The organism is Enterobacter sp. Taxon_8, from assembly GCF_058354585.1.
Map to the genome: position 1 here is coordinate 1,580,348 of NZ_CM177989.1, position 25,889 is coordinate 1,606,236.

General features: G+C 46.6%; 22 protein-coding genes. All 22 read left to right on the forward strand.

Annotated features, from left to right (window positions below):
- Nucleotide 1 precedes the first annotated feature (1 nt).
- The 22 genes from cpsB (at nt 2) to ugd (ending at nt 25,821) form a co-directional block, all read left to right on the forward strand.
- Nucleotides 2–1,438, forward strand: coding sequence for a mannose-1-phosphate guanyltransferase (gene cpsB / locus AC4IBF_RS07460; protein WP_047174549.1), 1,437 nt, complete (start codon nt 2–4; stop codon nt 1,436–1,438).
- Between the two features lie 111 nt (nt 1,439–1,549).
- On the forward strand, nt 1,550–2,920 hold the full coding sequence (gene cpsG, locus AC4IBF_RS07465) for a colanic acid biosynthesis phosphomannomutase CpsG (protein WP_491463229.1): 1,371 nt from the start codon (nt 1,550–1,552) through the stop codon (nt 2,918–2,920).
- Nucleotides 2,921–2,966: 46 nt separating this feature from the next.
- Nucleotides 2,967–4,361, forward strand: coding sequence for an undecaprenyl-phosphate glucose phosphotransferase (gene wcaJ / locus AC4IBF_RS07470; RefSeq protein ID WP_111965777.1), 1,395 nt, complete (start codon nt 2,967–2,969; stop codon nt 4,359–4,361).
- A 1-nt stretch (nt 4,362) separates the two neighbouring features.
- Entirely contained in the window at nt 4,363–5,841 is a 1,479-nt protein-coding gene (gene wzxC / locus AC4IBF_RS07475) for a colanic acid undecaprenyl disphosphate flippase WzxC (protein WP_044596701.1), read from the forward strand.
- A 17-nt stretch (nt 5,842–5,858) separates the two neighbouring features.
- Nucleotides 5,859–7,139, forward strand: coding sequence for a colanic acid biosynthesis pyruvyl transferase WcaK (wcaK, locus tag AC4IBF_RS07480; protein WP_045908618.1), 1,281 nt, complete (start codon nt 5,859–5,861; stop codon nt 7,137–7,139).
- Complete coding sequence (gene wcaL / locus AC4IBF_RS07485; RefSeq protein WP_288460869.1) at nt 7,136–8,356, forward strand: colanic acid biosynthesis glycosyltransferase WcaL; 1,221 nt, start codon at nt 7,136–7,138, stop codon at nt 8,354–8,356. The genes wcaK and wcaL overlap by 4 nt, the downstream gene beginning before the upstream one ends.
- A gap of 12 nt (nt 8,357–8,368) precedes the next feature.
- Nucleotides 8,369–9,766, forward strand: coding sequence for a colanic acid biosynthesis protein WcaM (gene wcaM / locus AC4IBF_RS07490; protein WP_047652462.1), 1,398 nt, complete (start codon nt 8,369–8,371; stop codon nt 9,764–9,766).
- Nucleotides 9,767–9,948: 182 nt separating this feature from the next.
- Entirely contained in the window at nt 9,949–10,944 is a 996-nt protein-coding gene (locus AC4IBF_RS07495) for an NAD-dependent epimerase/dehydratase family protein (RefSeq protein ID WP_211438253.1), read from the forward strand.
- Between the two features lie 215 nt (nt 10,945–11,159).
- On the forward strand, nt 11,160–12,056 hold the full coding sequence (gene galF, locus AC4IBF_RS07500; RefSeq protein ID WP_017383282.1) for a GalU regulator GalF: 897 nt from the start codon (nt 11,160–11,162) through the stop codon (nt 12,054–12,056).
- A gap of 355 nt (nt 12,057–12,411) precedes the next feature.
- Entirely contained in the window at nt 12,412–13,500 is a 1,089-nt protein-coding gene (gene rfbB / locus AC4IBF_RS07505; RefSeq protein WP_491463230.1) for a dTDP-glucose 4,6-dehydratase, read from the forward strand.
- Nucleotides 13,497–14,366: a glucose-1-phosphate thymidylyltransferase RfbA gene (gene rfbA, locus AC4IBF_RS07510; RefSeq protein WP_491463231.1), complete on the forward strand. Its 870-nt coding sequence runs from the start codon at nt 13,497–13,499 to the stop codon at nt 14,364–14,366. The genes rfbB and rfbA overlap by 4 nt, the downstream gene beginning before the upstream one ends.
- Entirely contained in the window at nt 14,363–14,770 is a 408-nt protein-coding gene (locus AC4IBF_RS07515) for a sugar 3,4-ketoisomerase (RefSeq protein ID WP_491463232.1), read from the forward strand. Before rfbA ends, AC4IBF_RS07515 begins: the two co-directional genes overlap by 4 nt.
- Nucleotides 14,771–14,850: 80 nt before the next feature.
- Entirely contained in the window at nt 14,851–15,954 is a 1,104-nt protein-coding gene (locus tag AC4IBF_RS07520) for a DegT/DnrJ/EryC1/StrS family aminotransferase (RefSeq protein WP_491463233.1), read from the forward strand.
- Entirely contained in the window at nt 15,951–17,201 is a 1,251-nt protein-coding gene (locus AC4IBF_RS07525) for an O-antigen translocase (protein ID WP_491463234.1), read from the forward strand. Before AC4IBF_RS07520 ends, AC4IBF_RS07525 begins: the two co-directional genes overlap by 4 nt.
- 124 nt (nt 17,202–17,325) lie before the next feature.
- Nucleotides 17,326–17,751 (forward strand): acyltransferase, encoded by a 426-nt coding sequence (locus tag AC4IBF_RS07530; RefSeq protein WP_491463235.1) that lies wholly within the window; start codon nt 17,326–17,328, stop codon nt 17,749–17,751.
- Nucleotides 17,752–17,764: 13 nt separating this feature from the next.
- Complete coding sequence (locus tag AC4IBF_RS07535) at nt 17,765–18,700, forward strand: glycosyltransferase (RefSeq protein ID WP_491463236.1); 936 nt, start codon at nt 17,765–17,767, stop codon at nt 18,698–18,700.
- A 10-nt stretch (nt 18,701–18,710) separates the two neighbouring features.
- Entirely contained in the window at nt 18,711–20,000 is a 1,290-nt protein-coding gene (locus AC4IBF_RS07540) for a hypothetical protein (protein ID WP_491463237.1), read from the forward strand.
- Nucleotides 20,001–20,043: 43 nt separating this feature from the next.
- Entirely contained in the window at nt 20,044–21,123 is a 1,080-nt protein-coding gene (locus tag AC4IBF_RS07545; protein ID WP_491463238.1) for a glycosyltransferase, read from the forward strand.
- Complete coding sequence (locus tag AC4IBF_RS07550) at nt 21,120–22,037, forward strand: NAD-dependent epimerase/dehydratase family protein (protein ID WP_491463239.1); 918 nt, start codon at nt 21,120–21,122, stop codon at nt 22,035–22,037. The genes AC4IBF_RS07545 and AC4IBF_RS07550 overlap by 4 nt, the downstream gene beginning before the upstream one ends.
- Nucleotides 22,038–22,059: 22 nt before the next feature.
- Nucleotides 22,060–22,869, forward strand: coding sequence for a glycosyltransferase (locus tag AC4IBF_RS07555; protein ID WP_491463240.1), 810 nt, complete (start codon nt 22,060–22,062; stop codon nt 22,867–22,869).
- Between the two features lie 152 nt (nt 22,870–23,021).
- Nucleotides 23,022–24,428, forward strand: a complete 1,407-nt coding sequence (gnd, locus tag AC4IBF_RS07560) for an NADP-dependent phosphogluconate dehydrogenase (protein WP_491463241.1) — start codon at nt 23,022–23,024, stop codon at nt 24,426–24,428.
- Between the two features lie 226 nt (nt 24,429–24,654).
- The gene (gene ugd / locus AC4IBF_RS07565) at nt 24,655–25,821 is read left to right on the forward strand and encodes a UDP-glucose 6-dehydrogenase (protein ID WP_111966133.1); all 1,167 of its coding nucleotides are present in this window, start codon (nt 24,655–24,657) and stop codon (nt 25,819–25,821) included.
- Nucleotides 25,822–25,889 lie beyond the last annotated feature (68 nt).

Consider the following 25,889-nt stretch of genomic DNA (forward strand, 5'->3'; position numbering starts at 1 on the left):
CATGAGTCAAACCACTTTGTATCCGGTTGTGATGGCTGGTGGCTCTGGTAGCCGGTTGTGGCCGCTGTCCCGCGTGCTCTATCCAAAACAGTTCCTCTGCCTGAAAGGGGATCTCACCATGCTGCAGACGACGGTAAACCGTCTCCACGGCGTGGAGTGTGAAAGCCCGGTGGTGATTTGTAACGAACAGCACCGCTTTATTGTTGCCGAGCAGCTGCGTCAGCTGAACAAACTTACAGAAAACATCATTCTGGAGCCTGCCGGACGCAACACTGCGCCTGCGATCGCCCTGGCGGCGCTGGCGGCAAAACGCAGCAGCCCGAACTGTGACCCGCTGATGCTGGTGCTGGCGGCAGACCATGTCATCCAGCAGGAAGAGGCCTTCCGCGACGCGGTGCGTGCGGCCATTCCTTACGCCGAAAGCGGTAAGCTGGTGACCTTCGGCATCGTGCCGGATCTGCCGGAAACCGGCTACGGATACATCCGTCGCGGCAACGTGACGCCGGGTGAAGGCGACAGCGTGGCGTTTGACGTGGCGCAGTTCGTTGAAAAACCGAATCTGGAAACCGCGCAGGCGTATGTCGCCAGCGGTGAGTATTACTGGAACAGCGGGATGTTCCTGTTCCGCGCCGGACGCTATCTGGAAGAGCTGAGCAAATATCGCCCGGATATTCTGCACGCCTGCGAGAAAGCGATGGCGGTGGTGGACCCGGATCTCGACTTCATCCGCGTGGATGAAGAGGCGTTCCTCGCCTGCCCGGAAGAGTCGATTGACTACGCGGTGATGGAACGCACGGCGGACGCCGTTGTGGTACCGATGGATGCAGGCTGGAGCGACGTGGGCTCCTGGTCCTCCCTGTGGGAGATCAGCGCCCATACCCCGGAGGGTAACGTCCACCACGGCGATGTCATTAGCCACAAAACGGAAAACAGCTACGTCTACGCCGAGTCCGGCCTGGTCACCACGGTTGGGGTGAAGGATCTGGTGGTGGTCCAGACCAAAGACGCGGTGCTGATTGCTGACCGTAACGCCGTGCAGGACGTTAAAAAAGTGGTGGAGAAGATCAAGGCGGATGGACGCCACGAGCACCACATTCACCGCGAAGTCTACCGTCCGTGGGGTAAATATGACTCCATCGACGCAGGCGACCGCTATCAGGTGAAGCGCATCACCGTGAAGCCGGGCGAGGGGCTGTCGGTGCAGATGCACCATCACCGCGCCGAGCACTGGGTGGTGGTTGCGGGTACCGCTAAAGTCACTATCGACGGTGAAGTCAAACTTCTGGGCGAAAACGAGTCCATCTATATTCCGCTGGGGGCGACGCACTGTCTGGAGAACCCGGGGAAAATTCCTCTCGACTTAATTGAGGTGCGCTCCGGCTCGTATCTGGAAGAGGACGATATCGTGCGCTTCCAGGACCGCTACGGGCGGGTGTAGCACTCTGCATTATGCCCGGTAGCGTTACGCTTACCGGGCCTGCGAATGACAAAAAAATCAATTTGGCCATTTAGTGGTCAGGGCCGACTGTTGCCTGAAAAAGGGGTCATCATGGAAAAATTAACCTGTTTTAAAGCCTACGATATTCGCGGCAGGCTGGGCGAAGAGCTGAATGAAGACATCGCGTGGCGCATTGGCCGCGCGTACGGCGAATACTTAAAACCGCAGACCATCGTGCTGGGCGGTGACGTGCGTCTGACCAGTGAATCCCTGAAGCTGGCCCTGGCGAAAGGGCTGCAGGATGCGGGCGTGGACGTGCTGGACATCGGCCTTTCCGGAACCGAAGAGATTTACTTTGCCACGTTCCACCTGGGCGTGGACGGCGGTATCGAAGTGACGGCCAGCCACAACCCGATGGACTACAACGGGATGAAGCTGGTGCGCACGGGCGCCCGTCCTATCAGCGGCGACACCGGCCTGCGTGACGTGCAGCGCCTGGCGGAAGCCAACGATTTCCCGCCGGTGAACGAGGCGAAGCGCGGCAGCTACAAAAAAATCAACCTGCAGAAAGAGTACATCGACCACCTGCTGGGCTACATCAACGTGGAAAACCTGAAGCCGCTGAAGCTGGTGATTAACTCCGGCAACGGCGCGGCCGGCCCGGTTGTCGATGCCCTGGAAGCGCGCTTTAAGGCCCTGAACGTGCCGGTGACCTTCGTGAAAGTGCACAACACCCCGGACGGCAACTTCCCGAACGGTATTCCTAACCCGCTGCTGCCGGAGTGCCGCGACGACACCCGCAACGCGGTGATTGAGCACGGCGCGGACATGGGCATCGCCTTTGACGGTGACTTTGACCGCTGCTTCCTGTTCGACGAGAAAGGGCAGTTCATCGAGGGCTACTACATTGTCGGCCTGCTGGCGGAAGCGTTCCTTGAGAAAAACCCGGGTGCGAAAATCATTCATGACCCGCGCCTTTCCTGGAACACCGTCGACGTGGTGTCAGCGGCAGGCGGCACGCCGGTGATGTCCAAAACCGGCCACGCCTTCATCAAAGAGCGCATGCGCGAAGAAGACGCCATCTACGGCGGCGAAATGAGCGCCCACCACTACTTCCGTGACTTTGCCTACTGCGACAGCGGGATGATCCCGTGGCTGCTGGTGACCGAACTGCTGTGCCTGAAGGGGCAGACGCTGGGCGAGCTGGTGCGCGACCGTATGGCGGCGTTCCCGGCGAGCGGGGAGATCAACAGCAAGCTGGCGGAGCCGGCCAGGGCGATTGCGCGCGTGGAGCAGCACTTTGCGATTCACGCGCTGGAAATTGACCGTACGGACGGCATCAGCATGGCGTTCCCGCAGTGGCGCTTTAACCTGCGCTCGTCCAATACCGAGCCGGTGGTGCGCCTGAACGTGGAGTCTCGTGCTGACACCGCGCTGATGGAAGCCCGAACGAAGGACATTCTGGCGCTGTTGAATCAGTAATACTTGCCCCTCCCGGTGGGAGGGGGAACCGAATACAGGAACAACGATGACGAATCTAAAAAAACGCGAACGAGCGAGAACGAATGCATCGTTAATCTCTATGGTGCAGCGTTTTTCTGATATCACCATCATGGTCGGCGGATTGTGGGCGGTGTGTCGGATAGGCGGGCTGCCGTTCTTATACATGCATCTGCTGATGGCCCTGATTGCGCTGGTCGTGTTTCAGATGATCGGCGGAATGACCGATTTCTACCGCTCGTGGCGCGGCGTCAAAATGACCACTGAACTGATGCTGTTGCTGCAGAACTGGACCCTGAGCCTGATCTTCAGCGCAGGCCTGGTGGCCTTCAGCCATGATTTTGATAATCGCCTCGTCACCTATCTCTGCTGGTATTTGATCACCAGCGTCGGCATGGTGGTCTGCCGTTCCCTGATCCGTTTCGGCGCGGGCTGGCTGCGTAACCGCGGTTATAACCGTCGCTTCGTTGCGGTAGCGGGCGATCTGCCGGTTGGTAAGGTCCTGCTCGACAGCTTCCGCAAAGAGCCGTGGTTAGGGTTTGAAGTGGTCGGGATTTACCACGACGCGAAGCCGGGCGGCGTGCCGTCGGACTGGGCGGGCAATTACGAACAGCTTATTGAAGACGCGAAAGCCGGTAAAATTCACAACGTCTACATCGCCATGCAGATGAGAGACGAATCCCGCATTAAGCAGCTGATGCGCGAGCTGGCGGACACTACCTGTTCGGTGATCCTCATCCCGGACGTCTTTACCTTCAACATCCTTCATTCACGCATTGAAGAGGTGAACGGCGTGCCGGTGGTACCGCTGTACGACACTCCGCTGTCGGGCATTAACCGCGTGCTCAAGCGCGTGGAAGATATCGTGCTCTCCTCGCTGATTTTACTGCTCATCTCCCCGGTGCTGTGCTGCATTGCCCTGGCGGTGAAGCTGAGCTCTCCCGGCCCGGTTATTTTCCGCCAGACCCGCTACGGTATGGACGGTAAGCCGATTATGGTGTGGAAATTCCGCTCCATGAAGGTGATGGAAAACGACAAGGTGGTGACCCAGGCGACGCAGAACGATCCGCGCGTCACCCGCGTGGGGAACTTCCTGCGCCGTACCTCGCTGGATGAACTGCCGCAGTTTATCAACGTCTTTACCGGGGGAATGTCGATTGTTGGCCCGCGTCCGCACGCGGTGGCGCATAACGAGCAGTACCGCTCGCTGATTGAAGGCTACATGCTGCGCCATAAGGTGAAGCCGGGCATTACCGGTTGGGCGCAGATCAACGGCTGGCGCGGCGAAACCGACACGCTGGAAAAAATGGAAAAACGCATCGAATTCGATCTGGAGTACATCCGTGAATGGAGTATCTGGTTCGATATCAAGATTGTTTTTCTGACCATCTTCAAAGGTTTCGTGAACAAAGCGGCGTACTAAGATGAGCTTACGTGAAAAAACCATCAGCGGGGCCAAATGGTCAGCGATGGCGACCATCGTCATCATTGGCCTCGGTCTGGTGCAGATGACCGTGCTGGCGCGCATTATTGATAATCACCAGTTTGGCCTGCTGACCGTCTCGCTGGTGATTATCGCGCTGGCCGATACGCTGTCTGATTTTGGTATCGCCAATTCGATTATCCAGCGCAAAGAGATCAGCCATCTGGAGCTGACCACGCTCTACTGGCTGAACGTGGGGCTGGGGATTTTCGTGTTCGTGCTGGTATTCCTGCTGAGCGATACCATCGCCAGCGTGCTGCACAACCCGGATCTCGCTCCGCTGATGCGCACGCTGTCGTTTGCTTTCGTGGTGATCCCCCACGGGCAGCAGTTCCGCGCGCTGATGCAGAAAGAGCTGGAGTTCAACAAGATCGGCATGATCGAGACCAGCGCCGTGCTGGCGGGCTTTACCTTTACCGTCGTGAGCGCCCATTTCTGGCCGCTGGCGATGACCGCAATTCTGGGATACCTGGTTAACTCTGCCGTGCGTACGCTGCTGTTCGGCTACTTTGGCCGCAAAATTTACCGTCCCGGGCTTCATTTCTCTCTTGCGTCCGTCTCGTCCAACCTGCGCTTTGGCGCGTGGCTGACGGCGGACAGTATCATCAACTATGTGAATACCAACCTGTCGACGCTGGTGCTGGCGCGTATTCTCGGCGCGAGCGTGGCGGGGGGCTACAACCTGGCCTACAACGTCGCGGTGGTGCCGCCGATGAAGCTGAACCCGATAATCACCCGCGTCCTTTTCCCGGCGTTTGCCAAGATTCAGGACGACACCGAGAAGCTGCGCGTCAACTTCTACAAACTGCTTTCCGTGGTGGGGATTATTAACTTCCCGGTGCTGCTGGGGCTGATGGTGGTTTCCAGCAACTTCGTGCCGCTGGTGTTTGGCGAGAAGTGGAACGGCATCATCCCGATCCTGCAGCTGCTGTGCGTGGTGGGGCTCCTGCGCTCCGTGGGGAATCCGATTGGTTCCCTGCTGATGGCAAAAGCGCGCGTGGATATCAGCTTTAAGTTCAACGTGTTCAAAACCTTCCTGTTTATTCCGGCGATTATCGTCGGCGGGCATATGGCGGGCGCCATCGGCGTCACGCTGGGCTTCCTGCTGGTGCAGATCGTCAATACCGTTCTGAGCTACTTCATCATGATCAAGCCGGTGCTGGGCTCCAGCTACCGTCAGTACATCCTGAGCCTGTGGCTGCCGTTCTATCTCTCGTTGCCGACCCTGGCGGTGAGCTACGGCCTGGGCATCATCCTCAGCGGTCACCTGCCGCTGGCCGCGCTGCTGGCGGTGCAGGTTGCCGCGGGCGCGCTGGCATTTGGCGTGATGATTGTGCTGTCACGCAATGCGCTGGTGGTGGAGATGAAGCGCCAGTTTTGCCGTAACGAAAAAATGAAAACGCTGCTTCGCGCAGGCTAGTTATTTAAGAGGCCATTATGAAATTATTAATTCTTGGCAACCATACCTGCGGCAACCGTGGCGACAGCGCCATCCTGCGCGGTTTACTGGATGCAATTAACACCCTTAAGCCTGAGACCGAAGTGGACGTGATGAGCCGTTATCCGGTCAGCTCATCCTGGTTACTGAACCGCCCGGTGATGGGCGACCCGCTCTACAGCCAGATGAAACAGCACAACAACGCCGCGGGCGTGATGGGCCGCGTGAAAAAAGTGCTGCGTCGTCGCTACCAGCATCAGGTGCTGCTTTCCCGGGTGACCGATACCGGCAAGCTGCGCAACATCGCCATCGCGCAGGGCTTCACTGACTTTGTTCGTCTGCTGTCCGGCTATGACGCCATTATCCAGGTCGGCGGTTCATTCTTCGTCGATCTCTACGGCGTGCCGCAGTTTGAGCATGCGCTCTGCACGTTCATGGCGAAAAAGCCGCTATTTATGATTGGCCACAGCGTGGGGCCTTTCCAGGATCCGCAGTTTAACCAGCTCGCAAACTATGTCTTCGGCCACTGCGACGCGCTGATCCTGCGTGAGTCGGTCAGCCTTGAGATGATGAAGCGCAGCGAGATTGACACGTCAAAAGTTGAGCACGGCGTGGACACCGCCTGGCTGGTGGATCACCAGGACGACAGCTTCCAGCCGAGCTACGCGGTGCAGCACTGGCTCGACGTGGCGGCGAAACAGAAAACCGTCGCGATTACCCTGCGCGAGCTGGCGCCCTTCGATAAACGTTTAGGCACGACGCAGGCGGCGTATGAGCAAGCGTTCGCCGACGTGGTGAACCGCGTGCTGGACAGCGGGTACCAGGTGCTGGCGCTGTCCACCTGTACCGGCATCGACAGCTACAACAAAGACGATCGTATGGTGGCGCTGAACCTGCGCAACCTGGTGAACGATCCGTCCCGCTATCATGTGGTGATGGATGAGTTGAACGACCTGGAGATGGGCAAGCTGCTCTCCGCCTGCGACCTGACCGTCGGCACGCGTCTGCACTCGGCGATTATCTCCATGAACTTTGGCACGCCTGCCATAGCCATCAACTACGAACACAAGTCCGCCGGGATCATGCAGCAGCTCGGTATGCCGGAAATGGCCGTGGATATTCGTCATCTGCTGGATGGTTCCCTTGGCGCGATGGTGGGGGATACGCTCGGCCAGCTGCCTGCGATCAACGAGCGTCTGGCCGTTGCGGTGAAAGCCGAGCGCGAAAAAGGCATTGGAATGGTGAAATCGGTACTTGACCGCGTGCGGGAGGGGAAATGAAGGTTGGTTTCTTCTTACTGAAATTTCCGCTGTCGTCTGAAACGTTTGTCCTGAACCAAATCACCGCGTTTATCGATATGGGATATGACGTGGAGATTATCGCCCTGCAAAAGGGCGATACCCAAAATACCCATGCGGCATATACCCAGTATGGGCTGGAGGCTAAAACCCGCTGGCTGCAGGATGAGCCGTCCGGGAAGCTGAGCAAGCTACGCCACCGGGCCAGCCAGACGTTGCGCGGGATCCACCGCGCGTCGACGTGGCGAGCGCTGAATATTTCCCGCTATGGTTCGGAATCTCGCAATCTGATCCTGTCGGCCATCTGCGGGCAAACGGCGCAGCCGTATCGTGCTGACGTATTTATCGCCCACTTTGGCCCAGCGGGCGTCACCGCCGCGAAGCTGCGCGAACTGGGCGTGATTGACGGTAAAATTGCTACCATCTTCCACGGCATCGACATTTCCAGCCGCGAAGTGCTGAACCACTACACTCCGGAATACCAGCAGCTTTTCCGGCGTGGCGACATGATGCTGCCCATCAGCGAACTGTGGGCCGGACGCCTGAAAAACATGGGCTGCCCGGGTGAGAAAATTGCCGTTTCGCGCATGGGCGTGGACTTAACGCGCTTCACTCGCCGTCCGGTGAAGGTGCCGGGTAAACCGCTGCAGATCATCTCCGTTGCCCGTCTGACCGAGAAGAAAGGGCTGCATGTGGCGATTGAAGCCTGCCGCCAGCTGAAAGCGCGCGGGGTGGATTTCCACTACCGCATTCTCGGCATTGGGCCGTGGGAGCGTCGGCTGCGCACGCTGATCGAACAGTATCAGCTGGAAGATGTCGTAGAGATGCCCGGCTTCAAGCCGAGCCACGAGGTCAAGGTCATGCTTGATGAGGCAGATGTATTTCTGCTGCCTTCCGTAACGGGGGCCGATGGCGACATGGAAGGCATTCCGGTGGCGCTGATGGAGGCGATGGCCGTCGGTATTCCGGTGGTATCAACCCTGCACAGCGGGATCCCTGAGCTGATTAAGTCTGACCATTCCGGCTGGCTGGTGCCGGAGAATAACGCGATGGCCCTTGCGGACCGATTAGCGGCCTTCAGCGATATTGACCAGCAGGCGCTGGAGCCCGTGCTCCATAACGCCCGACAAAAAGTGGAAACCGATTTTAACCAGCAGGTGATTAACCGCCAGCTAGCGAGCCTGCTGCAAACGCTTTAACGCCGAGGATGTATGCTGAAAAAGATTACCCGACGCACCTTTGTCTCTTCTCTGTCCGTTCTGGCGGCCACGCCGCTGCTGTCGTCCCGAATTGCGCGGGCGGCAAGCGGCAGAACGGTCTCTGTTAATCAGTACAATAACAACGACTGGATCGCCGCTTTTAAGCAGGCGTTTAATGATGGTGACACCGTCGTGGTCCCGGCCGGGCTCACCTGCGAAAACATCAATACGGGTATTTTCATTCCCGACGGAAAAACCTTGCTGATCCGCGGGGCGTTAACCGGCAACGGGCGCGGCCGCTTTGTTCTGCAGGAAGGCAGCAAAGTGATAGGCGAAGGTGCTGGTCGCACGGAGAACATTACGCTCGACGTTCGCGGCTCTGACTGCGTTATCAAAGGGCTGGCCATGAGCGGTTTTGGCCCGGTGACGCAGATCTATATCGGCGGCAAGAAACCCAGCGTGATGCGCAATCTGCTGATTGATAACATTAGCGTGAGCCAGGCCAACTACGCCATTCTGCGCCAGGGTTTCCATAACCAGGTGGATGGCGCCCGCATCACCAACAGCAAATTTAGCCATCTGCAGGGCGATGCAATCGAGTGGAACGTCGCCATCAACGATCGCAATATTCTGATCTCCGACCATGTTATCGACAACATCAACTGCACCAACGGCAAAATCAACTGGGGCATCGGCATTGGCCTCGCCGGCAGCACCTACGACAACGACTACCCGGAAAAACAAACCGTTAAGAACTTCGTGGTGGCAAACATCACCGGCAGCAACTGTCGCCAGCTGGTGCACGTTGAAAACGGTAAGCATTTTGTTATTCGTAATATCAAAGCCAAAAATATTACTCCCGACTTCAGTAAAAAAGCGGGAATAGACAACGCCACCGTGGCCATTTATGGCTGTGATAATTTCATTATTGATAATGTCGACATGGTTAACAGTGCCGGAATGTTGATCGGCTATGGGGTAATAAAAGGCGATTATTTGTCCATCCCGCAGAACTTCAAGCTCAACAATATTCACCTCGATAACCGCCAGCTTGCATATAAATTGCGCGGAATACAGATTTCATCCGGTAACGCTACCTCGTTTGTGGCGATAACCAATGTGGAAATGCAGCGTGCAACGCTGGAACTGCACAACAAGCCACAGCATCTTTTCTTACGCAATATCAATGTGATGCAGGAAGCCGCCGTGGGTCCTGCCCTGAAGATCAACTTCGACCTGCGCAAGGATGTGCGGGGCAAGTTTATGGCGAAAGACGAGACGTTGCTGTCACTGGCGAATATAAAAGCTGTAAATGAGAAGGGGCAGAGTTCGGTGGATATTGACCGGGTCGACCAGCAGGTAGTGAATGTGGAAAGGCTGAACTTTGCGCTTCCTTCCTTCAGAAAGTAAGTATTGACGTCACATCTCATTGAGAGCGCGGTAACCCCTAAAATTTGTTACTGAACTCAGCGATTTTAGGGTTTATAATCCGTGCCACATTTTCGTCAGTTCTGTCTTATCTTTAGCGATACCTCAGGGAATACAGTGATTACCGGAGGTTTGCCAAACACACATAACGCACTGAGTGGTTTATGAACGATAAAGTTTTGTTTATTGGCGCGTCCGGTTTCGTTGGGACTCGTTTGATCGAGATTTCTAAGGCTGAGTTTGATGTTACCAACTTCGACAAGCAGCAAAGCCATTTCTACCCTGAGATTACTGTCTCCGGAGATGTACGCAATCAGGAGCAACTCGATCATGCTCTTGCCGGTTTCGACACGGTAGTATTACTCGCTGCCGAACATCGTGATGATGTTAGCCCAACCTCGCTTTACTACGATGTAAACGTTCAGGGAACGCGTAACGTACTGGCAGCTATGGAAAAAAATAATGTTAAGAACATTATTTTTACCAGCTCAGTTGCCGTTTATGGTCTAAATAAAGTCAATCCTGATGAATCTCACCCGCACGATCCTTTTAACCACTATGGTAAAAGTAAGTGGCAGGCGGAAGAGGTACTGCGCGAATGGTTCAACAAAGCTCCAGAAGAGCGATCTCTGACAATTGTTCGTCCAACGGTCATTTTTGGTGAACGCAATCGAGGCAATGTCTTCAATCTTCTTAAGCAAATTGCGGGTGGAAAATTCGCAATGGTAGGTGCCGGAACTAACTATAAGTCTATGGCTTATGTCGGTAATATTGTTGAGTTTATCAAATTCCGATTGAGCAACGTCAAACCTGGTTACGACGTATACAACTATGTAGATAAACCCGATCTGAATATGAATCAGCTCGTTGCCGAGGTAGAAAAGAGCCTTAGCAAAAAAATCCCATCAGTTCATCTCCCTTATCCTTTAGGGATGCTTGGCGGTTATTGCTTTGATATTCTTAGCAAAGTCACCGGAAAGAAGTATGCGATCAGTTCCGTGCGTGTCAAAAAATTCTGTGCCACCACTCAATTTGATGCGACGAAAGTGCACGCCTCAGGTTTTAAAGCGCCTTATACCTTATCTCAAGGGCTGGACCGTACGTTGAAGTATGAGTTCGTACATGAGAAGAAAGATGACATCACGTTCGTTTCGGAGTAATGACTTAGAATCTGGGATTTGTCGGAAACACGTTTTTCTTCTTCTTTATTGGTAGGGTTTCCGACGATTATGGGTCACACTTATAGCGTAATGAGCTTTAGTAATCAGAGTTATGAGCCAAACGTGATTTGCATTCGACGAAGTAGACTTTCTTCTACAGGCATTTTTCCTGACACAGTTTATACTTCGTCAACCATATTAAGGTGGAAGAGATAATGATCAATTTGAAAGCAGTCATTCCGGTAGCAGGCCTGGGCATGCATATGCTGCCGGCCACAAAAGCCATTCCAAAAGAGATGCTGCCGATCGTCGACAAGCCAATGATTCAGTACATTGTCGACGAGATTGTTGCTGCAGGGATCAAAGAAATCGTCCTGGTTACTCACTCGTCCAAGAACGCGGTAGAAAACCACTTCGACACCTCTTACGAACTTGAGGCGCTGCTTGAGCAGCGCGTTAAGCGCCAACTGCTGGCGGAAGTACAGTCTATTTGTCCACCGGGCGTGACCATTATGAACGTCCGTCAGGCGCAGCCGCTGGGTCTGGGGCACTCTATTCTGTGTGCCCGTCCGGTTGTGGGTGATAACCCATTCATTGTTGTTCTTCCGGACATCATCATCGATACCGCTTCTGCCGATCCGTTGCGTTACAACCTGGCGGCAATGGTAGCACGTTTCAATGAAACCGGCCGTAGCCAGGTCCTGGCGAAACGCATGAAAGGCGATCTTTCTGAGTACTCCGTCATCCAGACCAAAGAACCGCTGGAGACGGAAGGGCAGGTGAGCCGCATCGTTGAGTTTATCGAAAAACCGGATCAACCACAGACGCTGGATTCAGATCTGATGGCCGTAGGCCGTTACGTTCTGAACGCAGATATCTGGGCAGAACTGGAAAAAACTGAGCCAGGCGCCTGGGATCGTATTCAACTGACCGACGCGATTGCCGAACTGGCGAAGAAGCAGTCTGTCGACGCGATGTTAATGACCGGCGACAGCTACGACTGCGGTAAGAAAATGGGGTATATGCAGGCGTTCGTGAACTATGGCCTGCGTAACCTGAAGGAAGGGGCGAAGTTCAGAAGCCGCATTGAGAAGCTGCTGGCTAACGACTGATATTTCTGTCTCCGACCTGAGCAAGCGGCAGTCATTATTTTGGTGTGTTAATATCCAACCAAAATGATGACTGCCGTTTTTTGTTATAAATCCAATATTTACATAGAGTTATCCAGACTGCTCCTGGACCGCTTTGTAGCGATTTGTGCTTGTTTCTGAGGTCGTTTAGGACGACAATTAACGGCAGTTTTTTGTCTGTAAACAGACAAGAAAAATCATTTAATCAAACATCGCTCAGTGCACTGGTAGCTGTTAAGCCAGGGGCGGTAGCGTGCTCAATTTCTGAAACCGCTTATACAAGCTCAGGTTTCAGAACGCCAGTATCCAGACATATACACTAGACGGAACAGATAACGTGAAAATTCTTGTGACGGGGGGGGCCGGCTTTATCGGCTCAGCAGTTGTACGACATATTATTAAAAATACCCAAGACGATGTCGTCAATGTGGATAAGCTGACCTATGCCGGTAATCTTGAGTCGCTTAGTGAAGTCAGCGAAAGCGACCGCTATGCCTTTGAACATGCGGACATTTGTGATAAAGACGCTATAGATCGCATCTTCGCAAAGCATAAGCCTGACGCGGTGATGCACCTGGCCGCTGAAAGTCACGTCGATCGTTCTATTACCGGCCCGGCTGCGTTTATCGAAACCAATATCGTCGGCACGTATGTGCTGCTGGAAGCCGCTCGTGCGTATTGGTCAACGCTGGAGGAACAGGCGAAGAAAGCGTTTCGTTTCCATCATATCTCTACCGACGAAGTGTATGGTGATTTGCCACATCCTGATGAGCATCCGGCATCAACTAAGCTGCCGCTCTTCACCGAAACCACGGCTTATGCGCCCAGCAGCCCGTATTCAGCATCAAAAGCCTCAAGCGACCATCTTGTTCGTGCCTGGCTGCGTACCTATGGTTTCCCAACTATTGTCACCAACTGTTCGAATAACTACGGTCCGTACCACTTCCCGGAAAAGCTGATCCCGCTGGTAATTCTGAATGCGCTGGACGGTAAAGCGCTCCCTATTTACGGTAAAGGCGATCAGATCCGTGACTGGCTGTATGTGGAAGATCATGCGCGTGCATTGTACGCAGTTGTCACTCAGGGGAAACCGGGGGAGACATACAATATCGGTGGGCATAACGAGAAGCAGAACCTGGACGTAGTACATACGATTTGCGATCTGTTGGATGAGATTGTGCCGAAAGAGGGGTCATATCGCGATCAGATTGCGTATGTGGCTGACCGACCAGGTCATGACCGGCGCTATGCGATTGATGCGCATAAAATTGGCGTTGAACTGGGCTGGAAGCCTGAGGAGACGTTCGAAAGCGGAATTCGTAAGACGGTGGAGTGGTATCTCGCGAATGAGAAGTGGGTGAGTAATGTTAAAAGTGGAGCATATGCTTCATGGCTTTCAAAACAGTATGGGGATAATAATAAATGAAAGGCATCATTCTTGCTGGTGGATCTGGAACAAGACTCTACCCAATTACTATGGGGGTTTCTAAACAGCTACTCCCTATATATGATAAGCCTATGATTTATTATCCGTTATCGGTATTAATGCTGGCGGGTATACAAGATATATTGATAATTACGACACCTGAGGATCAGGATGGGTTTGTCAGACTATTAGGTGATGGAAGACAGTTTGGAATTAATCTGAATTATGCAATTCAACCAAGTCCAGATGGCCTAGCTCAAGCATTTATAATTGGTGAGGAATTCATTGGTAATGATTCTGTTTGCCTTGTTTTAGGCGACAATATATTCTTTGGTCAAGGCTTTACACCAAAACTGCAAATGGCAAGTAACAGAGTCAGTGGTGCAACGGTCTTTGGCTACCAAGTGATGGATCCTGAGCGATTTGGAGTGGTGGAGTTTGATACCAATTTTAAGGTATTGAGTATTGAAGAAAAACCAGATAAACCGAAATCAAACTGGGCAGTGACGGGCCTCTATTTCTATGATAACGATGTAATCGACATTGCGAAAAATATAAAACCATCATCCAGAGGTGAGCTGGAAATAACAACTGTTAACGAAATATACCTTAATAATAATAATTTAAATGTTGAGTTATTAGGGCGAGGTTTTGCATGGCTCGATACGGGTACTCATGATAGTTTAATTGAAGCTGGTAGTTTTGTTGAAACTGTTCAGAAACGTCAAGGCATGATGGTTGCGTGTCCTGAAGAAATAGCATGGCGCAATGGGTGGTTAAGCAAAGATGATTTATTTAAATTAGGAAGTAATTTAAGCAAAAATCATTATGGACAATATTTAATGAAGTTGGCAAATCATATATGAAAATAGATTTTATTCCTCTTCAGGTTCATGGCGATGAACGAGGCGCATTAGTATCTTTAGAAAGAAAAAATAATATCCCTTTTGATATAAGGAGGGTGTATTATATTTTTGATACTAAGAAAGGTGTAACTAGGGGTTTTCATGCGCATCGAAAGCTAAAACAAGTTGCAATTGCAGTTAAGGGAAGTTGTCGTTTTATACTTGATGATGGCGTAGAGCGTGTTAGTGTTTTATTAGATAATCCGACGCAGGGCCTTCTTATCGACTCATTTATTTGGCGAGAAATGACCGACTTTACGGAAGATTGTGTTCTGATGGTACTAGCGGATATGGAATATGAAGAATTAGACTATATTAGAGACTATTCTGTTTTTAAAAATTTAGCACAACAGCAGCAGAAATGAATCGTCTTTGTGCCAAGTAATTGATGATCTTCGATTCTAATTCTCTATTAACTCATAATCTACGTAAATAAAGGTGCAAAATGGTTGACTTCTTAAATCTCAAAAAGATTAATAACCGTCAAAAGAATGAAATACTCAGTGCCATCGAGAAAGTGATTGATTCAGGCTGGTACATTCTGGGTGAGGAACTTAAGGCTTTCGAGAAAGAGTTTTCAGAATATTGTCAAGCTAATTATGCACTTGGGGTTGCGAATGGACTGGATGCTCTTATTCTGGTACTCAGAGCATGGAAAGAAATGGGAAAATTGAAAAGTGGTGATGAGGTTATTGTCCAAGGTAACACTTATATAGCTTCTGTATTGGCTATTACAGAAAATGATCTTATTCCTGTTCTAGTTGAGCCAGATGAAGATACTTTCAATTTAAGCGCAAGAAATATTCGTGCAGCAATTTCAGATAAAACAAGGGTCATTTTGCCTGTGCATCTTTATGGCCAAATCTCTCCAATGAAAGAAATTATGGAGATCGCCCGCGAAAAAAATCTACTCGTCCTTGAGGATTGTGCTCAGGCTCACGGCGCTCAAATTGATGGGAAACGAGCTGGGAGCTGGGGAGATGCTGCTGGTTTCAGTTTTTATCCGGGCAAAAATCTGGGAGCTCTGGGGGATGCAGGGGCTATCACAACAGATGATGTAGAATTATATAATGTATTAAAAGCATTGAGGAATTATGGTTCAGAGCAAAAGTATTTAAATATATATCAAGGCGTTAATAGTCGTCTTGATGAAATACAAGCTGCTATCTTACGTGTAAAGCTGAACAAGTTGGGAGAGGATATTAAAATTCGGCAGGTCATAGCGCAACGTTACCTTTCTGAAATAAAAAATCCATTGCTCGAGTTGCCGTATATTGAAAATATGGAAAACCACGTATGGCATTTGTTTGTAGTGAAAACTAATCATCGAGAAGAATTACAGAATTGGCTTAATAAACATAATATCCAATCACTCATCCATTATCCGGTACCACCTCATAAGCAAAGTGCTTACAATGAGATGAAGGACATTTCATTACCTTTGACAGAAAGTTTACATGCTAAAGTCTTATCCATTCCCATGGACCCGACGATGTCAGAAGAAGAAATTAATATCGTAATCAATGCCTTAAATGGTTTTGTGGGATGAAAAAACTTTTAAAAGTAACCGCCTCAACTGGTGTTTTAACCTTGGCAAAAATGGCTATGGGATTTGCTATTGCAAAGGTAGTTGCGATTTATACAGGGCCGTCTGGAATGGCCCTCCTTGGGCAGATTCAAGGATTTGTAACTGCCTTGACAGGGGTCATCAATGCACCTGTAAGTAACGGAGTAGTAAGGTATACATCCGAATATAGCAAGAGTGGTTATAATGAATGCTCGCCTTGGTGGCGAGCTTCTTTAATTTGGGTGCTCGCTATTTTTTTTATATTACTACCCTTTTCTTTACTAGCATCTGATAAACTATCTGAATATTTTTTTGGTAATATTCAATTTCATTGGGTTATTACTTTAACAGTACTATTGTTACCGTTTTCGGCACTGGGTACCCTTTTACTATCTATAATTAATGGCTTTCAAAATCATAGACGCTTCATTGCTATAAATTTCCTATCTGTGATGATTTCCAGTGTCGTCATGATTTTATTGATCATTCGTTATAATATAAAAGGTGCAATTATAGCTGCGACAATTCAAACAGCATTGATTGGTTTAGTTATATTTCTGGTTAATATAAAACAAAAATGGATGCAGATAAAAAACTTTATCGGGCATATTAAATTATCAGCATTCAATGGCATTGGTAAATATGTGCTTATGGCGATGACGAGTGCTCTGGTCATGCCTGTAGCATTGCTGATTATCCGAAATGTTTTGGTGCAACATACGGGCTGGCAGGGAACAGGTCTCTGGCAATCTGTATGGAAAATTTCTGAAGTTTACTTAGGTGTGATCACTATTGCACTGAGCACCTATTATTTACCAAAGTTGTCTCAATTAAGTGATGCAGACAGCATTATGGAAGAGGTTACCTCAACTGCCAAAATAATTGTCCCTATTGTATCTTTAATTGCGGCAATGGTTTATGCATTTAGAGATATCTTGATTCATATATTGTTCACAAGTGAGTTTAGCGAGGCAAGAGATCTCTTTTCTATTCAGTTATGTGGGGATGTGGTAAAAATAACCGCATGGTTATATGCATTTCCTATGTTGTCACGATGTGCAGTGAAATGGTATTTATTTACTGAAATTTTCTTTGGTATAATGTTTGTAGCTTTATCATATATATTGATCCCTATTTTTTTGTTAAATGGGGCTAATTATGCTTATTTAATCAGTTATATATTTTATGCTATCATTATAATTACAAATGTTAGACGAATTTTAATATAGGAAAAAACATTTGAATTTCATTATTAAAGCATATCACGCTACATTGAATATAGTATATCTGTTTCTGTTAAAGATATTCACTAAAAATACGATCAGATTTAACTCTCCAAAGTTAGGTAAAGGTTTGATTATTACAGTCGTTAATAATTCTATTTTAGATATTAGTAATTTATCATCCAGAAACAATGTGAGTTTTTTCGTTAGTCAGGGCATATTGGTTTTCAAAAAAAATTGTTTTGTCAATAATAATTGTTCATTTAATAGCTTGCATCATATTCAGATAGGTGAAAATACTATTTTCGGTGAGGGGGTTAAAGTTTACGATCATGACCACTCAATAGATGAGAATTACGTTGTAAGCAAAAATGATTTTGTAACTTCACCTGTTATGATTGGTGCTAACTGTTGGATAGGTTCTAATACAGTAATCTTAAAAGGTGTAAATATTGCGGATAATGTCATTATCGGTGCTAATTCGCTTGTGAATAAATCTATTTTAGTGTCTGGTATATATGTTACTAGAAACGGAATATTGACTAAGATTAAATAAAAATAGGCTTCACATGACCGATGCAGATACCAATAAAATAATCACAATAGCAGTTATTTCTTATAATTCAGGTGAGACTATTGCTGAAACTTTAAATAGTATTACGCGCCAGACATATAAGAAAAAACTTATTGAAGTTATAATTTCAGACGATGGTTCGAGAGATAATACGCTTTCTATTGCTCAGCAGTGGAAAGAGCAAAATAAACATCTTTTTAAAGATATAATAATCGTCTCTCATGAAAATAATAAAGGAGTTGCAGCTAATTGTAATCAGGCATGGAAATTGGCCTCAGGTTCATGGATAAAAAGCATTGCAGCTGATGATTTGTTATTACCTGAATGCATACAATTAAATGTAAAATATATTACTCATCACTCCTCAGCTAAAATTGTCTTTTCTGATATGATACCTTTTACGATTGGTGGAAATGGTGAGCCGATTAAACATGATAAACTGAAAATATGTGCTAAACAGCCATTGCAACTTAAATACATCCTTTCTGAGTGCTACTTGCTTGCTCCAACAGGGTTCATCAGTAAAGATGTGTTGGAATATGTTGGTTATGCTGATGAGTCATATCCAATGCTCGAAGATTATCCTCTTTGGCTTAAATGTCTAAGAAGTGGCTTAACGTTTTCCTATATGGAAGAGAACACTGTTCTTTATCGCAAGGGTGATTCTCTGTCGCAGCAAGGAAGTAGAATCGGCAATATGCTATACCTACAATCGTTATATTCTTTTCAGAAAGAAAAGATTTGGCCATTGTTGCCTTCACGAATGCTACTAAAAAAATGGGATGATTTTTTACTCTTTAAACAAAAAACACTCTGGATAAGGTTCTTTGGCAATAAAGTAACTGTGCCATATCTTGTTGTGCAAAAATTAATATTTCTAATAAGGCCTTATAAATTATTTAATTTTGCGAAAAAAATTCTAGTGAAGTAGAGAGATACAGATGGCTATTAATGTTATGTTGTTGCTATTTTTTGCGATAATTACTTTATTTGCAAATTTTCAGTTGCGTATTTTTAGCTTCAGACCAACAGTATTGGGAGCACTTTTCCTTTTAGCTCTCTTTATAGAGATTGTTCCCGGCACAATATTAGTGGCCTTTTTTAATTACCCTATGTCGTTCGGCGTTGATACACTTATAACTGACGAAAGTAAAATAGAAACATTCAGGTATACATATCTCTCAATATCAATTCTGCTTCTTATGGTTTCTCTTTCGTCTTACATTTGCCGATTTGATGTTGATATTACAAACTTAAATACAACTCATCTACGTGTTAAGTTAATTACTTTTTTCTCCTTTGTGGTAATTTTTATAAAGATATTTTCGGTTGGTGATGTTCCTTTTTTGATGGCAATGAGAGGAGATTTTGATGGTGCCGCTTTGGCGAAAGCCCAAATCCTCAGAAATGAAGTTGGATTTGGAGGCTTGTTTATTGGTTATATATTTGTATATTTCCCTTATATTTCACTCGTGTATTCATATTGTCATAAAAAGAAATATTTGTATAGTAGGTTACTATTCCGCATTAATCTCTTGTTAATAATAATATATAGCATGTACGACATGCAGAAATCTAAGCTTATCGTTGTGCTTTTTATTCTTTTTATTCTTTATTTGAAATCAACAAAACGTATCAATTATTTAATTATAACTATTATTCCCGCAATAAGTCTAATGCTCTTGTGTTCATTCTTTATACTTTTGCATAATATACCTTTAGGAGAAGTATTTGACTCTGTATTAGCCAGGCTGTTTATAGGTCAGACTGAAGGGTCTTTTATGATTTATCAGGCACTGACTCCGGATATTTCTCGTATTGCTTATGGGATGCCATTAGGAGGACTTTTTGGTGTATATGCAGTAGATCCGGCAGCCGAAATTATAACAATATTTTTTCCTACTGCAGGAGATGCATGGGTCAATTCAAATAGTTATTTCCAAGCTCACGCTTGGTCGATTTTTGGTGATGTTTCTTTGATACTTGGCCCATTTTTCGTGGCTTTGAATATAATTGGTTTATATTTCCTTAAAGAAATTTTTAGTAAGATTGATAGAGCATATGCTAGTTGCGTTTACATCGTATCTATTCTGACTTTACCGATCGTAAATGACTTTTCATATTTTCTTTTCTTCAAGTCTTGGTTTTGTATGATCGTGTTAATGATTTTTTACCTTGCAACGATTAAAATCATTGAATCATTTTTTAAATTAAAAAAAACAAAAAGTTAAGTTGATTTTTTTATGAGTAATTATAGAATCTTTTGGTGATTATATGAAAGTATTGCATATCGTTGGGAATAAAATAGAAAGTTCGAATGGTATTGGTCGTTTGCTGCCAGAAATGATAGAAATGCAAAATAAATACAGCAAAAATATGGAGAGTGCACTTTTCTGCATTAATGATATATATAATTCACCTGAGTTTGAAGTTATCAATAAATATGATGTCGATGATAAAATTTTTGATGACTATAATTTGTTTATTTTCCACGGGTTGTATTTTTACGAATATACTAGACTTGCTAAGAAGATAATGTCACGTGGAAAGAAGTATTTTATTAAACCTCACTCCAGTCTAATTATTAGTGCACAAAAAAAATCAATTATAAAAAAAACGTTGGCTAATTTTCTTTTCTTTAAGCGTTTTGTTAAAAATGCTAGCTCTATCATTTTTACAAATGAAGATGAAGCTAAAAATTCTCTTCAATGGAATTCTCAGTTCTTTTATGAAGGTAATGGCCTTTCAAGTATTCAGGTATCGGAAAAAAAACTTAGAAAGAAACGCCAACCATATAAGTTTGTTTATCTTTCTAGAATCGATTTCTCGCATAAAGGCACCGACATTCTCCTAGATGCTTTGGAACTACTGAAAGAAAAATATGGCGTAAATAATTTAGATCTTTCTATTTATGGTAAAGGGAATGAAAATGAGGAAAGTCAACTTATTGATCGAATTCAAAAACTTAATTTTTCTGGAGTGATTTTCAATGGCCCCATATATGGTGAAGATAAAAATTCTATGCTATATGATAAAGATATTTTTATTTTAACTTCACGATATGAAGGGTTTCCAATGGCTATACTTGAAGCTTTGGACGCTGGTTTGCCATGCCTTGTGACTCGCGGGGTAAATATGACGACTATTATCGAAAAGCACCAAGTTGGATGGGAATGTGAGACAACGGTTAATGGCGTCGCTGAGTTAATCTTATCTGTACTCAAAATGGATAGCAGTTTAATAGATAATATGTCCACTTGTGCTCGAGAATATATTATAAAAGAACATAATTGGCCTTCGCTCGTTAATCACTCCGAATCGATTTATACAGAATTATATAAGAGGAATATGTGAAAAGAAAGATTCTTATATTAGGAGGTGCGGGATTTATTGGGATTAACCTCATTGAGCACTTTTTACTACATAATTACGATGTGATTGTCTATGGCAGAAATAGACCCTTAGGTTTCGAAGAGAAAATTATATTTATTGAAGCTGATTTAACTAGTATCAATGATAAAAAGGAATATATTAAAAGCCTTGAAATAGACACAGCGATATACCTAATAAACACTTTCTCTGTGAATTCAAAAGTCAACAATTATCAGTCACTGCTGGACGATAATAAATATTTGATAAATGAAGTTTTTGATCTTGTTAAACGTTTTATTTTTTTCTCTTCGGGAGGAAGGGTATATAAAAGCAGTGAAAGGCCCCATCATGAAGATGAAAATCTTGAAGCTGTCTGCGATTATGGCAAAAGCAAAATAGACCTTGAAGCTTTTGTAATGTCATGTGGTGCCAGAAAGAAAAAACAATATCTGATTGTGAGACCTTCAAATCCTTATGGACCTCATCAAACCTTAACAGGCAATCAAGGATTGATTTCAATAATTACTGGGCGCATAATTTCTGGTCAGGTAGTTGATGTTTGGGGAAGTGGAAATGAGGTAAGGGATTATATATATATAAAAGATTTCGTTAATATGTTCTATTCGCTTTTTTGCATAGAAAATCCGCTCCATAATGTATATAATATAGGCTCATGTACTGGCGAGTCGACTTTATCAATTTTAACGACTGTTCGTCAGCACTTACCAAATTATAATGTTCGAATTAACTATATCCCTAACGATAATATAATTAAGTCTAATATTCTCTGCAATAGGCGTATATTAGATGAAATTGGTCCTTACAACTACACAGATATCAACTCTGGAATTGCACGTTTCCTTGAGTGGTTACAGATAGCATCACGAAATAAATGATGTTTTTTATTTGGGATTATTCATGAAAATAAGTGTTTTACTATCTCTCTATATAAAAGAATCGCCAGATTATTTGGATGCATGCCTTGCCAGTTTGTGTAATCAAACTTACTTGCCTAATGAAATCGTCATTGTTTTCGATGGTCCAGTCACTACCGAATTGACTGCGTGTACAATCAAATGGTCTGAAAAATTGCCCATAAAGGTCGTGAAAATTGAAAATAATGTGGGCTTGGGTGAAGCGTTAAATATTGGGTTGAAGTCGTGTACCCATAATGTTGTTTTTAGAATGGATACTGACGACATATGTCACAAAGACCGTTTCTTGAAACAAGTGTCATACTTTGAGAATAACCCTGAAATAGGTTTGTTGAGTTCAACTATCGGAGAGTTCAGGGAGTCGATTGATGATGTTTACGCCTATCGCAAACTACCATTGACACATTCAAAGATTTTACAATTTTCCAAAAAGAGAAATCCTTTTAACCATATGGCTGTAGCCTTCAAAAAGGACTTGGTATTAGCGGCTGGTGGTTACCAACGCGAGTATTTATATGAAGATTATGCGCTATGGATTAGAATGATTCAAAATGGTGTTATTACTGCTAATTTACCTGAAACGCTGGTTTATGCAAGAACTGGAAATGGGATGGCGGCTCGACGCTCAGGCTTAAAATATGCAAAATCAGAGTTCACTGCACAGGTTAATTTTTATAAAACAGGCTATCTTAATTTTTTTGAATTGATTAGGAACTTATCAATCAGAATACCCTTAAGGCTTATTCCCGTCTCATTTCTATCATTATTATATTCAACAGCTCTTCGTAAATGAATTATAATTTGATGGGGCATTTTTCTAAAAGTGCGTTTAAAAAACAAAAGTTAAGATAAACGTTTATCGCAAGACATCTATCCGCTAAGATACCAAGCAGTATGAAATACTCAGCCGTACTTGCTGAGAACCACACCTGACAGGAGTATGTAATGTCCAAGCAACAGATCGGCGTTGTCGGTATGGCAGTGATGGGGCGCAACCTGGCGCTCAACATCGAAAGCCGTGGTTATACCGTCTCCGTTTTCAACCGCTCCCGTGATAAGACCGAAGAAGTCATTGCCGAGAACCCAGGCAAGAAACTGGTTCCTTTCTATACGGTGAAAGAGTTCGTTGAGTCTCTGGAAACGCCTCGTCGTATCCTGTTAATGGTGAAAGCGGGCGCAGGTACCGATGCAGCTATCGACTCCCTGAAGCCTTACCTCGAAAAAGGTGACATCATCATTGATGGCGGTAATACCTTCTTCCAGGACACCATTCGTCGTAATCGTGAACTTTCTGCTGAAGGTTTTAACTTCATCGGTACCGGTGTTTCCGGTGGTGAAGAGGGCGCTCTGAAAGGCCCATCCATCATGCCTGGCGGCCAGAAAGAAGCATACGAACTGGTTGCGCCTATTCTGACTAAAATCGCTGCTGTTGCAGAAGATGGCGAGCCGTGTGTGACTTATATCGGTCCTGACGGTGCCGGTCACTATGTGAAAATGGTGCATAACGGCATCGAATACGGCGACATGCAGCTGATTGCTGAAGCTTATTCCCTGCTGAAAGGCGGTCTTAACCTTTCTAACGAAGAGCTGGCTGAAACCTTTACCGAGTGGAACAAAGGCGAACTGAACAGCTACCTGATCGACATCACCAAAGATATCTTCACTAAAAAAGATGAAGAAGGTAAATACCTGGTTGATGTGATTCTGGACGAAGCAGCGAACAAAGGCACCGGTAAATGGACCAGCCAGAGCTCTCTGGATCTGGGCGAACCGCTGTCACTGATCACCGAATCCGTCTTCGCGCGTTACATCTCTTCCCTGAAAGAGCAGCGCGTTGCGGCATCTAAAGTGCTGTCTGGCCCTCAGGCTAAACCAGCGGGTGATAAAGCCGAATTCGTTGAAAAAGTGCGTCGTGCACTGTACCTGGGTAAAATCGTCTCTTACGCGCAGGGCTTCTCTCAGCTGCGAGCGGCATCAGACGAGAACAACTGGGATCTGAATTACGGTGAGATCGCGAAGATCTTCCGCGCGGGCTGCATCATTCGTGCGCAGTTCCTGCAGAAAATCACCGATGCCTATGCTGAAAACTCCGGTATCGCCAACCTGCTGCTGGCACCGTACTTCAAGAAAATTGCTGACGAATATCAGCAGGCGCTGCGTGATGTGGTTGCCTACGCTGTCCAGAACGGTATCCCGGTTCCGACCTTCTCTGCTGCAGTAGCCTACTACGACAGCTACCGTGCGGCTGTTCTGCCGGCTAACCTGATTCAGGCACAGCGTGACTACTTCGGTGCGCATACTTACAAACGTACCGATAAAGAAGGCGTGTTCCATACCGAATGGATGGAATAAGTTAGCTTACTCGCTGTCATCAAAACCCGGAGCCTGTCTCCGGGTTTTTTTATGCAAAAAATGTCGCCTGTTATTCGAAGTTGTCTGAATCTCGCCCCGCTCGTAGTGATTACTCCTGGTTTGCCTTGACAGTTCAGTTTCCCAGGAGGTACAAAGCCCAACAGTTATGTTTATCGCGATGGTCTGGCGGCCATCAGTACAGTTAACTCACAGAAGTCATTAGCGAATGAAAATAACAATCTCCGGAACAGGGTATGTCGGTCTTTCTAACGGCATTCTGATTGCTCAGAATCATGAAGTGGTTGCGCTGGATATCGTGCAGGCCAAAGTGGATATGCTTAATCAGAAAAAATCGCCGATTGTGGATAAAGAAATCCAGGACTATCTCAGCCATAAAACGCTGAATTTCCGCGCCACGACAGATAAAGAAGATGCATACCGCGATGCGGATTACGTCATCATTGCGACGCCTACTGACTACGATCCTAAAACCAACTATTTCAACACCTCAACGGTAGAAGCGGTAATCAAAGACGTTATCGCGATCAACCCTGATGCGGTGATGGTGATTAAATCGACCATCCCTGTCGGTTTTACCAAATCCATTAAAGAAAAATTCGGTATTGATAATATCTTCTTCTCGCCGGAATTCCTGCGTGAGGGGAGAGCGCTTTACGATAACCTGCACCCTTCGCGTATCGTTATTGGCGAACGTTCTGAGCGCGCTGAACGTTTTGCTGCGTTGCTACAGGAAGGGGCGCTGAAGAAAGATATTCAGGTGCTGTTTACCGACTCCACTGAAGCTGAGGCGATCAAGCTCTTCGCGAATACCTATCTGGCAATGCGAGTGGCTTATTTCAATGAACTGGACAGCTACGCAGAGAGCCTCGGACTGAATACCCGTCAGATTATTGAAGGGGTATGTCTCGACCCACGCATTGGCAACCACTATAACAACCCTTCATTTGGCTACGGTGGCTATTGCCTGCCAAAAGACACGAAGCAACTGCTGGCAAACTATCAGGCGGTGCCGAATAATCTCATTTCGGCGATTGTTGATGCGAACCGTACCCGTAAAGATTTCATCTCCGACTCCATCCTCGCGCGTCAACCCAAAGTGGTGGGCGTATATCGTCTGATCATGAAGAGTGGTTCCGATAATTTCCGCGCCTCTTCTATTCAGGGGATCATGAAGCGCATTAAAGCCAAAGGGGTTGAGGTTATCATCTATGAGCCTGCCATGCCGGACGATCAGTTCTTCAATTCTCGTGTGATCCGCGACCTGGATGCATTCAAGAAAGAAGCCGATGTCATCATTTCAAACCGCATGGCTGAAGAACTGGCTGACGTAGCGGACAAAGTCTATACCCGAGATCTCTTCGGTAGTGATTAAGAGAACAATTTAGCTTAAAAGGACAGCCTGTTACGAGCTGTCCTTTTTAATCTCTAAGCTTAGAGCAG